This is a genomic window from Micropepsis pineolensis (assembly GCF_055392125.1).
The window spans coordinates 2,559,035-2,571,492 of the sequence record NZ_AP042408.1 but is presented as its reverse complement, the minus strand read 5'-3'; the positions used below and the strand labels follow the sequence as shown (position 1 = coordinate 2,571,492).

The following is a 12,458-nucleotide window of genomic DNA, read 5'->3' as shown; positions in this document are numbered from 1 at the left end:
TTGGCGGAAGATCGCAAAACCATTTCGGCGCCGGGGCGCGATATTTATATCGAATTTCTGGTCCAGGGGGCGCTGGTCAAGACCACCGCAATTGATAGTGTGACGGGGACCGAGGTGTGCATTTTTGGTCCCCGCACAACACCGCGTGAGGTCTTGATTAAAAATGCGGTCGCCAAGCTTCAGTATGTTCAGGCCAAGAATAAGACCTAAGTAAAGACCATAGATTTATTGTTACCTTACCGGATGCGAAACAAAAAAGCGGGCGCTGTCTGAACAGCGTCCGCTTTTTTGTTTTATCTGGTACGGCAAAGCCCCGGGTGGGGCCTGTACGGCCGATACTTAGCGGCGTTTGCCCTTGGGCGGCTGCGCCCCTTTGCCAAGGCCAATCTTCTTGGCAAATTCTGAACGCTGTGCAGCATAGTTCGAAGCCACCATGGGATAATCCGCCGGCAGGTTCCACTTGGCGCGATACTGGTCCGGCGTCAGGCCGTAACGCGAGCGCAAATAACGCTTCAGCATTTTCAGCTTTTTGCCGTCTTCCAGGCAGATCAGATATTCCGGCGTGACCGATTTCTTGACGGGGACTGCCGGCTTCAGCGCGGTGGGGATCTCGGCAACTGGTGCACCGGTCAGACTGCCCAGCGTGGCATGAATATTTTTAATAATGTTGGGAAGATCCCCGGCCTGAACCGGATTGTTGCTGACATAGGCAGCAACGATTTCACCGGTCAAGGTGAGGATCTCGTCATACTTGTTATCATCTATATCGTGCGTGGCCATCGAGTATTATCCCTGCATTTGTCTATTGGCGAAATCCGGTTCGCTCTCTCTATCTAGCCATATCCGATCCGGAATCAAATCTTATTTTGTATCAATCGCTGACTTATGGTCAAATATTCGTAATAATTAATGTTTGTCGTAACTTGGCTTTATGTTTTTTGTCATTTGAAGGCAGCGGTGCCGCGCTCTTTGTATCCGTAAAACCGACTGCGGGTTAATTTCAATTTGTCACGGCCTGGCGGTTGTTGCCATGATTCGCCTTGGATCCGCGGTATTGTCTGGCAGAAAACGATACATGGCGTTTTTTATCGAGTTTTGCTCTAGATTTAGTGACGCGGGCAGGGTACTTCCCCTTTAGGCTGCGCATGGTCGCTTGCATTCGAGGCCGCCAGCCACCGTAATAACGGCATTACGCCGGTGTTTTTGGTCAAGGCAAATGGGGTTTCGATATGGCCAGTGGTTCAGAGCAGAACAATTCCGGGTTCTTTTCCCGTAGTCTTTCCGATGTCGATCCTGATCTTTTCGCGTCGATCGGTCGGGAATTGCATCGTCAGCAAGAAAAGATTGAACTGATCGCGTCTGAAAACATCGTCAGTAAAGCGGTGTTGGAAGCGCAGGGCTCTGTCCTGACCAATAAATATGCCGAAGGTTATCCTGGCCATCGTTATTATGGCGGTTGCGAGTTCGTCGATGAAGTCGAAACCCTTGCTATCGAGCGGGTTTGCACGTTGTTCGGTGCCACCTATGCCAATGTTCAGCCCAATTCAGGCTCGCAGGCCAATCAGGCGGTGTTTCTGTCCCTGTTGCAGCCAGGCGATACCTTCATGGGGCTGTCGCTGGCCTCGGGCGGGCATCTGACTCACGGCTCCAAGGTCAACATGTCGGGCAAGTGGTTCAATGCGGTCGGCTATGGCGTGCGCCGTCAGGACCATCGCATCGACATGGACGAAGTCGAAGCCATGGCCAAGGAACATAAGCCAAAGCTGATCATTACCGGCGGTTCGGCCTATCCGCGCGTGATTGATTTTGCCCGCTTCCGCAAGATCGCCGACGAAGTCGGGGCCTATCTGATGGTCGATATGGCCCATTTCGCCGGTCTGGTTGCCGGCGGCGTCCACCCCAATCCGCTCGACTGGGCCCATGTCGTCACTTCGACCACCCACAAGACCTTGCGCGGCCCCCGTGGCGGCCTGATCCTGACCCGCGATGCGGCGCTGGGCAAAAAACTCAATTCGGCGATTTTCCCCGGCCTGCAGGGCGGCCCGCTGATGCATGTCATCGCCGGTAAGGCGGTGGCCTTTGGTGAAGCGCTGAAACCCGAGTTCAAGGCTTATGCCAAGCAGATCGTCGATAATGCGGCGGCGCTGGCCCAGACACTGCACGCAGGCGGGCTCGACATCATTTCGGGCGGCACCGATACCCATGTCATGCTGGTGGATCTGCGCCCCAAGGGCGTCACCGGCAAGGCGGCAGAGGAAGCACTCGATCGCGCCTATATCACGTGCAACAAAAACGCCATTCCGTTTGATCCGCAGAAGCCGGCCATCACCTCGGGCATCCGTCTGGGGACGCCCGCGGGCACCACGCGTGGTTTTGGTGTGGAGGAGTTCCGCGAGATTGGCAAATGGATCATCGAGGTTGTCGACTCCCTGGGCCAGAATGGCGAAGGTGGCGATGCTTCGGTGGAAGCTTCCGTGCGGGATCGTGTGCGTGCTCTGTGCGCCCGCTTTCCGATCTACGGTTAGGCCGATTTATGGTTGGGCCGGTTAACGGCTAGAAAGGCATTATCATGCGCTGTCCATTTTGCGGTCACGACGATACTCAGGTCAAAGACAGCCGTCCGTCCGAAGACAATTCGGCGATCCGGCGGCGACGTCATTGCCCTGAATGTGGCGGGCGTTTCACCACCTTCGAGCGGGTGCAGTTACGCGAGCTGATCGTGGTCAAGAAAAATGGACGGCGCGAGCCTTTCGATCGCGATAAACTCGAACGCTCGATCAACCACGCTTTACGTAAGCGCCCGGTCGAGCAGGAACGGGTTGATCGCATGATCACCGGGATCGTTCGTCGTCTGGAAAGTCTGGGCGAGAACGAGATCAATTCGCCGATGATCGGCGAGCTGGTGATGCAGGCGCTGCAAAGCCTCGACAAAGTGGCGTATGTGCGTTTTGCCTCGGTTTATAAAAACTTCCGCGAAGCCAAGGATTTCGAAAATCTCCTTGGTCAGATCACCACCGCGGGCGCTGCCGGCGAGGAACCGGGTCCCAAGGGGGCCTGATATGCGTATTGCGTGTGGGCAGTTCTTCACGGTGGCACATCGTGATCTGCCCGTGCCTATCCGGTGGCGCGATGTCTTGTTGGCCTTCTTGGGTGGCCTGATATGCGCGATTGCGGTATGTGTTGTAGGAATTGTTCTGTTCCGCATACTGAGCTATGCGGCGGCTCCATCCGGTGGGCCTGCTCGATACGACTATTTTATCCATATTGATGCCCTGCTGCGCCGTAACGCGGTGCTGCTGGGTAGTTTGGGTGGGATTGTTTTCTATTTCGTTTTGGGGTGTTTCGTCTGGGGGTATGCAAAGCAGCTTAGTCTCTACCCGGCAGCTACATCTTTCAAAATAGCGTTTTCTCAGTCAGGGGTGCCGTCATATCCTGATAGGATCAGACGTTTCTTTCCCCCTGTTTCCACCCGTTTTTTGTGGTGGGCGTTCGCATCGGCATGGGCAGTTTTGCTCCCAATCATCCTGCTGTGTGCGTTGCTCGAATTTGTTACGGGTGCAGATTTCACCAGCAGTATGCGGGGGCATGAGCCACGAACTGCTCTGGAGTATGTTGTGGCGCTTGTTGAGATAAGCGTAGCTGCGCCACTTGTTGAAGAACTGTTTTTTCGTGGTTTTGTTCTCGATTGGTTGCGTCAGAAAATGCCTGTCTGGCGCGCCGCTGCCGTATCATCGCTTATTTTTTCACTGGCGCATGGTACTCTAGTGCATTTTCCCGGTGTGCAGGGTGTTTGGTATGTGTTTCAGCTGTGGGGTGATGGTATGGTTATGTCCTATTGGGCTATTCATACTGGCTCTTTACGTCCCGGTGTAGTGTTTCATGCAACGTCTAATGCTATTCTGGTTTCGGCAGCTTATGGGCTTAATTTTATATGAGTATCCCTTCTGTGGATCTTCGTCATATGCGACATGCGCTGGGGCTTGCACAGCGTGGTCTGGGACGCACGGCTCCTAATCCGTCCGTAGGCTGTGTCCTTGTTGCTGACGGGTGCATTGTCGGGCGCGGCTGGACCCAGCCGGGCGGTCGCCCCCACGCCGAAACGCAGGCGTTGACTGCGGCGGGGGCCGCGGCCAAGGGCGCCACCGCCTATGTTACGCTGGAGCCTTGCGCCCATTACGGTCAAACCCCGCCCTGTGCCCAGGCGTTGATTGATGCGCAGGTTGCCCGTGTGGTGGCTGCCACCACCGACCCCGATCACCGGGTGGCCGGTAAAGGTTTCGCAATGCTACGCGCGGCCCGCATCGCGGTAACCGAAGGGGTCTGCCAGCGCGAAGCGCGGGCCCTCAATCAGGGATTCTTTCTGACCAAAACCGCAGCGCGGCCACTGGTTACGCTGAAACTGGCGACATCGCTGGATGGCAAGATTGCCAGCGCCGGTGGCGAAAGTCAGTGGATCACCGGCCCCGGTGCCCGCCGCTATGGCCATCTGCTGCGGGCACGTCATGATGCCATTCTGGTCGGGATCGGCACCGCGCTGGCCGATGATCCGGAACTCAGCTGTCGCCTGCCGGGGATGGAGGATCGCACCCCCGTCCGGGTGGTACTGGACAGCGGCTTGCGTCTGCCAGCCTGGTCGAAACTGGTTAAAACCGCGCGGCGCTGGCCTTTGCTGGTGTTTACTTTATCCGACGATCAGAAATTGGCGGCCGATGGGGTCGATGTTGTCAAAGTGGCACGTGATGCGCGCGGTCGGCCCGATTGCGCGGCGGTTCTGGCCGAGCTGGCGCGCCGCGGCATTACCCGCCTGCTGATTGAAGGGGGCGCTGGGGTGGCGGCATCCTTTTTAGACCGTGATCTGGTTGATCGGCTGGAGCTTTTTACCGCGCCAATGCTACTGGGCGGTGGTGGTACCAGTGCCATTGATGCGCTGTGCGCACTGTCTTTAAGCGAAGTCCCGCGTTTTAACCGTATAAGCCGTCGAGATATCGCTGCCGACCTGCTGGAAAGCTTCGCCCGCCCAGAGTAGGTTCTATTTGCGAGCTGATGAAGAGGACGACCGTTATGTTTACCGGTATCGTAAGCGATATGGGCACTATCCGTGACATCGAAAAGCACGGCGATACCCACCTGACCATTCAGACCCACTATGATGTTGATGCCATTCCAATGGGGGCGTCGATTGCCTGCGCCGGCATCTGTCTGACCGTGGTGGCCAAGGGGTCTGAGAACGAACGCTGGTTTTCGGTTTCGGCATCGGAAGAAACCCGTTCCAAAACGACAATGGGGGAATGGGAAGCGGGGCGCACACTTAATCTTGAACGGCCTTTACGCGTTGGTGACGAGTTTGGCGGTCATATTGTCACCGGTCATGTTGATGGTGTGGCGGAAGTAACCTCGATTACGCCCGAGGGTGAATCGTTGCGTTTCATCTTTAAGACGCCGGCGCCATTGGCCAAATTCATCGCCCCGAAAGGCTCGGTGGCACTCGATGGTGTATCGCTTACGGTTAATGAAGCCGAGGGGCGGCGTTTCGGCGTCAATGTTATTCCGCATACGGCGGAAGTTACTACCTTCGGTTCGTTGAAAGTCGGCGACACAGTGAATATCGAGATAGACCCGCTCGCCCGCTACATGGCGCGGCTGATGAAAGGTTGAAGATGCATTCTGTTTCCCCCCGTGCTTTGTCGAGCCCTGAAGAACTGATTGCCGAGGCAAAAGCCGGGCGTATGATCATTCTGGTGGATGATGAAAATCGCGAAAACGAAGGCGATCTTGTCATTCCGGCAGAGATGTGTACCGACCAATCGATTGCCTTTATGGCGACCCATGCCCGTGGGCTGGTCTGTCTGGCCATTACCCAGGGCCGTGCCGATGAATTGAAGCTGCCGCAGATGACGGCGCATAACCGTGCGCCGCTTGGCACCGCCTTTACCGTATCGGTCGAGGCGGCCGAAGGCGTCACCACCGGTATTTCCGCGCAAGACCGCGCCCGCACCGTTGCCGTGGCGATTGATCCGGCGATGGGGCCGAAAGATATTGTGGTGCCGGGCCATGTCTTTCCGCTGACCGCGCGCGAAGGTGGCGTTCTGGTGCGTGCCGGTCACACCGAAGCGGCGGTCGATATTGCGCGGCTGGCCGGGCTTAATCCGTCCGGCGTGATTTGCGAGGTCATGAAGGATGACGGCACCATGGCCCGTCTGCCCGACCTCATCGAATTTGCTGGTAAGCATGGTCTGAAAATCGGCACCATTGCCGATCTCATTGCCTATCGTCGCCGCTACGACCGTTTCGTCAAAAAACTCGCGGCGGTGCCGTTTGAAAGCGATGTCGGTGGTGCGTGGCAGGCCCATGTTTATGTCAACACCAATGAATATGCCGAACATATTGCGCTGGTGAAGGGCGATATTTCCGGGCCGGAACCGGTACTGGTGCGTATGCACGCTATGAATCCGCTGACCGATGCACTGGCTGAAGCCGGCAGTGGCAATAAGCTGGCCGCATCAATGGCCGTGGTTGCCGAAACGGGCCGTGGCGTGGTGGTTTTGTTGCGTCCGGCGCGGGCAAGCTTTGTTTCCGATCAGCTTTTGCACCGGGCGCAGGAAGATGCCGACCGTCGCCGGGTCAAGGAAGCTGGGGTTGGGGCGCAGATGTTGCTCGATCTTGGCATTAAGAACATGGTATTGTTGACCGACACGCCGGAGAAAAGTGTCGTGGCGCTGGATGGTTTCGACCTCAATATCGTGGCAACCCGGCCGATCCGGCTAAAGTAAAGTATTTTAAAGGTCTGAGGCTAAGCTTCAAAAAGGCCGTGTTCTGTTTGGCGTTACCGGGCGGGGTAGTCCTGCGTCCCGGTCATGGAAAGGATTTGAGTAGCGTGCAGTCTTCGCAACCCTTTGTCCCCGGGGAAAGGACATCCGATATGGTTCCCAATATTCTGGTGATCGAGGCCCCGTTTTATCCGAACATCTCTCGGTTGTTGATGGAGGGGGCAAAGGCCGCACTGCTCAAGGCAAACGCAGAATTTGATTGCGTTTCGGTGCCGGGTGCCCTCGAAATTCCCACGGCTATCAACTTTGCCGTGAAGGGTGGCGGCCGTGGTGGCCGCAGCTATGATGGCTTTGTCGCGCTCGGCTGTGTCATTCGTGGCGAAACGCACCATTTCGACATCGTGGCGACCCAGTCGGCCCGTGCCCTTACCGATTTGGGCGTCAATTACGGCCTGTGCATCGGCAACGGCATTCTGACCACCTATACCGAAGAGCAGGCTATGGTCCGTGCCGATCCGGCCCAGATGAACAAAGGCGGCGGTGCAGTTGATGCCTGTCTGGCACTGATCGAACTGCGCTATCGTATGGGGGCCCGTCGTGACCGCTGATGCTATTTCGCGGCGTCATGCTGCTCGTTTGGCTGCGGTTCAGGCACTGTATCAGATGGAGATGACCGGGGTTGATGCGACCTCGGTGCAGGAAGAATTCGTTTCTTTCCGTTTTGGTTCCGAGCCCGAAGTGACGGCGCTTGGTCTGCCGGATGAGGAATTTTTCACCGCTTTAGTCCATGGCGTACCGCGCCATCAGGAGGAGATCGACCAGTCGATCTCTGGCGCGCTCAATAAAAAATGGAAGCTGTCGCGGGTCGATTCGACCATGCGCGCCATTTTGCGTGCTGCGATGTATGAACTGATCGGTATGGCCGAAGTGCCGGCCAAAGCGGTGATTTCGGAATATGTCGATCTGGCGCGCGGGTTCTGTACGCCGGATGAAACGGCTTTCGTCAATGCTTCGCTGGATACGCTGGCGCGGCAGAAGCGCCCGGCGGAATTCGGCCTGCCCAGCACGGACGTTAAGCTGGAATTCTGATCGCTACAAAATGACAAATAAAACGGGGCGGTAACGTCTCGTTTTATTTGGTATCATTTGATGCGCGTTTCCGGCGGGCCGAGATAGCTGGGTTGCAGACCGCCTTCGTCGATGACAATCTTTTGCAGCACGATATTGGGATCTAGTGCGCGCAAGGTAAGTCTGTGCTTGCCGGGGCTGTCTAAATTTAGCGTGGTCTCCGCTATGCGTATGGTGTTTTTAACTGCGTTTTGCCAGGTACCATTACTGGTATCGGCGGCAAAATCGACCCGTTGCCACGCTCTGTCATCAATCTGTACTTCAAGGCGCAATGTCCGCCCCGATACTACCGGCAATGTCGGTGAGGCATAGAATAATACTCTGGTGTAGCCGCAGCTTACGGTGGTGAAGTCGTAGGACAGCCGTGCCTCCTGCAGTGCTATTCGTGTCACGTCCGGCGGTGCCATGATCGCTACGGCAAGCCCACTGCGCCCCATACCATCGATTGTCTGCCATCGGGCGGTCGGGGTGTCTTTTCGGTCGGTGAAGTGGGCGGCATCCATCGATACGATGCCGTTTTTTTCGATAAAACCGTGGGCATCTGATGGTGTGACGGGCCAGATTTTTTCTGCGCTTGCCGGTTGCTGTTTCGGATTGCTGTCTGCCGCGACCGAAAACAGTTTCGGTAGTATGTTTTGTTTGGGTTCCTGCCAGTTGGTGTAACCAATATGGGTTTGATCCATCATATGGTTCCACTTTCCTCCGGCCAGATCGTGATTATAGCGCGCAGTCAGCGCCGCATCTTCGGCAAACCGGGCGCGTACATCATTGGCCAGCGCATTGGCGACGCTATCACCCTGCGCGGCATGGCGGCGATTACGTGCTGCCAGAATGTACAGTTCGTTGACGACTGCGGTGGCCGAAACGGGATATTCGATCAGTTCGAAAAAGGCATCGCGTTGCGCTGTGGGGATTTGATGCGCAAGTGCGGCCGCCTTCTGGCGCATGGTGCGGGCAGTATCCAGTACATGCTGCGCTTCATCATAGTTCTCGCTGTAAATACCGTTTGGATCTGTGTTGAGCAGTTCGGGTTTGCGCAGGCCGTTCTGGGTCACATACCATCGATAAAGTTCGGCCATTTCGTCGGCACGGGCAGGGCCAAACTGGGCCGCCATCCAGCTTTGTACAAAGTGGCGTTCAGTCTCTGCGGTCATAGCGTCAGGGTTCCATGCCATGGTCAGAAAAAAGTCGATGGGAAGTTCCATTGGTTTGAGATCGCCAACATTGACGATCCAGATCCGGTCGGCACCATAGCTATGGGCCAGGGTCATCTGATGCCAGATTTTGCCAAGTGGATTGGTGTTGATCCATTTGTAATTGCGCGGACCTCCGACATAGTCGAAGTGGTAATAAATACCGGATCCGCCGGCTCGGTTGCGTTCCTCTGCTGTAGGTAAGCGGCGAAGATTACCCCAATTATCGTCACTCCATAACAGTGTGACGTCATCTGGTACGCGTAAGCCATGCTCGTAATAGCTCTGAACTTCCTTATAGAGGCACCAGAGCTGAGGGATTTTGGAAACGTCAGGATTTACGTCATCGGCGAGGATTTTGCGCTGATCATTAAAGATTTTTTCCAATAACGCTATGCTTTGTGCCTCGCTTGCACCCGGGATCATTTCGGCGTCGTTGCGCCCGCGCAATCCCATCGTGATGATGCTGTCATACGCTTTGTTGCGCACTACACCATCGCGCCAGAAGTCGTGTAAGACATCGGGGTGCGTGGCATAGTTCCATTTGTCCGCGGTAAAACGGTGATCAAATTCGCCCTGCGCGCGCAGCATGGGTTCCTGGTGACTGGTTCCCATGACGATGCCATAATCGTTCGCCAGTTTTGGGTTTTCGGGATCGTCCACATTGAAGGCCGCTCCCCACATTGCGGGCCACAGGTAATTGGCTTTCAGCCGCAATAACAGCTCGAAAACATGGACGTACATTTTGCTGTTAAAGCCGCCGAATTTTTCCTGTGTCCAGCCACTCATTGCGGGGGCTTCATCGTTCAGGAAAATCCCGCGGTATTTGATGGTAGGGCTGCCATCAGAAAACCGTCCCGGTCCGATATAGACAGCATTGCGATGGGGAACTGGCACGTCTGCCCACCAGTACCAGGGCGACACGCCAATGCGTTTCGAAAGCGTAAGCGCGCCATAGGCCGTGCCGCGCCGATCACTGCCGATAATGACAAGGGCGCGGTGTATGTTGGGGGCGGGCCGTTCGACGGTTTGAATAAGATAGGTTTCCCATTTCCCACTGATCGCCGAAACATCTATCTTGTTGTCAGCTACGATCCTATCGATCTGCTTGCTGGCTCCTAGCGTGCCGATGATGACGGCTTCGCCGCCATTGGGCGCTGTCTTGATGTTATGCAATACGTTCGCGGTCGTACCGCCGACGCGACCCAAATCCTCTGCTAATAATCCGGCAGCAATCGCTACGGTTTTGCTATCGCCCTCATCGATTATAATGGGCGTGGGGGCATGGTCATAGAGCTGTACTGCGCCTGGGGTGGATTGTGCAGCAAATGTGATGGCATCCGTCGGACGCAGCGGTGACAGTGTTTCTGCCCCGGCCCAGGCCGTGGGGGTAAACAACAACAGAATGGACCAATTCAGCAGCTTTTTCGTCATGGCACCTCCCCCCCCTACGCGTATTAGTGCTTCTTTTGTTTGTGGGAGCGCTCCCGGCATTCTCGGTACACTGGCAGCCGTGCCGATTAAAATCAACTCTTGTTGCTGATTGTTGGGCTTGGGACCGATTCGCGGATCGCCCGTCTGCTGGTGCGGCCCCTCCCCGTTTTTTTATGCCTTGATTACGGGTGGTCGTTGTTCATCCGTGGCCGGGGCCGGTCACATCGCGCAAAACGCGGGCTGACATCCGGCCCCAGATCCAGAAAGACCGGCACGCCGCCAGCCTGCTCGCAAGTCAGGGCCTCGGACGGTATTTTACGGATATAGACGGCGCGGCAGCCGCCATCGACGCGGCAGACCTTGCGACGGAACTTCGCCGGGCGGGGGGGAGTATAGGGCGGCGGTCCGTAATAGGGCCCCGGCCAATAGGCTGGTGGGGGCGGCGGTGGTTCGTATGGCGACGACACTGGCGGCGACTCCGGTGACGTGGATTGCGCTTGGGCGCTTTGCCCAATGCCGGGCAGCAATGCGAGCAGGCTCAGCGCCAGACAGGTCTGGGGCTTTAGGAAATACAGATATGCCATGGGTTGGTCTGCCTCATCCGGCTCACAGGTGACACTACAGCCTGTTTTGACACCATGACAATGTTTGTTACAAATCAAAAGGTGCTACGGTGTGTGTCTCTGTCGGCACAAGTCTCTGTGCAAACACCCAAATGCGGGGCCGGTGCGCTGACATTTGCGGCAAAGCAGTTTATGCCAAGGCCGTCTTTTACGAAAAGCTATCTCGCGTGGACCGTCCATCTGAATTCGATCTGATCGCCCAACTGTTCGCCCCGCTGGCCACCGCGCCCGGCGCGCTGGGGCTGACGGACGATGCCGCGCTGATCGCCCCGCCCGAGGGGCACGAGATGGTGATCACCACCGATGCGCTGGTCGAGGGGGTGCATTTTCTGGCCACGGACCCGCCGCAAAGTATTGCCAGAAAAGCCTTGCGGGTGAATTTGTCCGATCTGGCGGCCAAAGGCGCGGTGCCTGCGGGTTATTTGCTGGCGTTATCGCTGCCGGCGCGGCTCGATTTTGACTGGCTCCAAAACTTTGCCCATGGGCTGGCCCTGGATGGCGCGGAATTTTCACTGCCTTTATTGGGCGGTGATACCACATCGACCCCGGGTCCGCTGATGATTGCCATCACCGCGCTTGGCTTTGTGCCCAAAGGGGCGATGCCACGACGGGGCGGGGCGAAACCGGGCGACTATGTCTATGTCACCGGCACTATTGGTGATGCCGGGGCTGGACTGGAGCTTTTACAGGGCGCGACTGCGCCTCGGCGGTCCGCCGCCCCCGCGGAGCCGTCGCACAGCGTGCGACCCGCGCGAGCGCAAGAAACGGATGCCGGGGCTGGACTGGAGCTTTTACAGGGCGCGACTGCGCCCCGGCGGTCCGCCGCCCCCGAAGATGTGGCGCATGGGGTGCGACAGCTCGACGCGGATGATGATGCCGCGCTCTATCTGATCGATCGGTATCGGGTGCCAACGCCGCGATTGGTACAAGGGCTGGCTTTGCGTGATGTGGTCACCGCATCGCTGGATGTGTCCGATGGGCTGATCGCTGATCTTGGCCATATTGCCGATGTCTCCCACGTGAAAATCGTTGTTGATGCGGCCCTTATTCCGCTTTCGCCTGCGCTGCGGCGTGTGTGGGGCGCGGGCGAGGATGCGGTGTTGCGTGCGGCGACCGCTGGCGACGACTATGAAATCGCCTTTACCGCTGGCCCCCTCGACGCGGCGGCGCTTGGGGTGTGTCGTATCGGACGGGTGTCGGAAGGTGCCGGTGTTTTTTTGATGGGAAGCGCTGGTGAAATCGCGGTTTCCCGCGCCGGATACCGACATTTCTGATATAAGGTGGGGACAAAAGAGCCATGTTCGCGAATCTAG

Annotated in this window: 13 protein-coding genes; 10 read left to right on the top strand and 3 right to left on the bottom strand. The window is 56.9% G+C overall.

Features of this window, described 5'->3' with window-relative positions; all coding sequences use genetic code 11:
* Window positions 1–210 (top strand): DUF6898 family protein, encoded by a 210-nt coding sequence (locus ACZ5RI_RS11415; RefSeq protein WP_464513280.1) that lies wholly within the window; start codon window positions 1–3, stop codon window positions 208–210.
* A 129-nt stretch (window positions 211–339) separates the two neighbouring features.
* On the opposite strand, the gene ACZ5RI_RS11410 is transcribed toward ACZ5RI_RS11415, so the two are convergent.
* Window positions 340–780: a Ros/MucR family transcriptional regulator gene (locus ACZ5RI_RS11410; RefSeq protein WP_464513276.1), complete on the bottom strand. Its 441-nt coding sequence runs from the start codon at window positions 778–780 to the stop codon at window positions 340–342.
* Between the two features lie 449 nt (window positions 781–1,229).
* Between ACZ5RI_RS11410 and glyA the strand changes: the two genes are divergently transcribed.
* The 8 genes from glyA (at window position 1,230) to nusB (ending at window position 7,856) form a co-directional block, all read left to right on the top strand.
* Window positions 1,230–2,525: a serine hydroxymethyltransferase gene (glyA, locus tag ACZ5RI_RS11405; protein WP_464513272.1), complete on the top strand. Its 1,296-nt coding sequence runs from the start codon at window positions 1,230–1,232 to the stop codon at window positions 2,523–2,525.
* A 44-nt stretch (window positions 2,526–2,569) separates the two neighbouring features.
* A complete protein-coding gene (gene nrdR, locus ACZ5RI_RS11400) occupies window positions 2,570–3,058 on the top strand; it encodes a transcriptional regulator NrdR (RefSeq protein WP_464513267.1) in 489 nt (162 codons plus the stop codon).
* 1 nt (window position 3,059) lies between these two features.
* Window positions 3,060–3,935: a lysostaphin resistance A-like protein gene (locus ACZ5RI_RS11395; protein WP_464513263.1), complete on the top strand. Its 876-nt coding sequence runs from the start codon at window positions 3,060–3,062 to the stop codon at window positions 3,933–3,935.
* 26 nt (window positions 3,936–3,961) lie between these two features.
* Window positions 3,962–5,026, top strand: a complete 1,065-nt coding sequence (gene ribD, locus ACZ5RI_RS11390) for a bifunctional diaminohydroxyphosphoribosylaminopyrimidine deaminase/5-amino-6-(5-phosphoribosylamino)uracil reductase RibD (RefSeq protein ID WP_464513258.1) — start codon at window positions 3,962–3,964, stop codon at window positions 5,024–5,026.
* Between the two features lie 35 nt (window positions 5,027–5,061).
* A complete protein-coding gene (locus ACZ5RI_RS11385; protein ID WP_464513254.1) occupies window positions 5,062–5,655 on the top strand; it encodes a riboflavin synthase in 594 nt (197 codons plus the stop codon).
* A gap of 2 nt (window positions 5,656–5,657) precedes the next feature.
* Entirely contained in the window at window positions 5,658–6,770 is a 1,113-nt protein-coding gene (ribB, locus tag ACZ5RI_RS11380; RefSeq protein WP_464513250.1) for a 3,4-dihydroxy-2-butanone-4-phosphate synthase, read from the top strand.
* Between the two features lie 149 nt (window positions 6,771–6,919).
* Complete coding sequence (gene ribH / locus ACZ5RI_RS11375; protein ID WP_464513245.1) at window positions 6,920–7,375, top strand: 6,7-dimethyl-8-ribityllumazine synthase; 456 nt, start codon at window positions 6,920–6,922, stop codon at window positions 7,373–7,375.
* On the top strand, window positions 7,365–7,856 hold the full coding sequence (gene nusB, locus ACZ5RI_RS11370; RefSeq protein ID WP_464513240.1) for a transcription antitermination factor NusB: 492 nt from the start codon (window positions 7,365–7,367) through the stop codon (window positions 7,854–7,856). The genes ribH and nusB overlap by 11 nt, the downstream gene beginning before the upstream one ends.
* 53 nt (window positions 7,857–7,909) lie before the next feature.
* On the opposite strand, the gene ACZ5RI_RS11365 is transcribed toward nusB, so the two are convergent.
* Together ACZ5RI_RS11365 and ACZ5RI_RS11360 are read right to left on the bottom strand one after the other, a co-directional pair.
* A complete protein-coding gene (locus ACZ5RI_RS11365) occupies window positions 7,910–10,522 on the bottom strand; it encodes a glycosyl hydrolase 115 family protein (RefSeq protein ID WP_464513236.1) in 2,613 nt (870 codons plus the stop codon).
* 182 nt (window positions 10,523–10,704) lie between these two features.
* On the bottom strand, window positions 10,705–11,106 hold the full coding sequence (locus ACZ5RI_RS11360; RefSeq protein WP_464513232.1) for a hypothetical protein: 402 nt from the start codon (window positions 11,104–11,106) through the stop codon (window positions 10,705–10,707).
* A 206-nt stretch (window positions 11,107–11,312) separates the two neighbouring features.
* On the opposite strand from ACZ5RI_RS11360, the gene thiL reads away from it, so the two are divergent.
* Entirely contained in the window at window positions 11,313–12,419 is a 1,107-nt protein-coding gene (gene thiL, locus ACZ5RI_RS11355; RefSeq protein WP_464513227.1) for a thiamine-phosphate kinase, read from the top strand.
* Window positions 12,420–12,458: the final 39 nt, after the last annotated feature.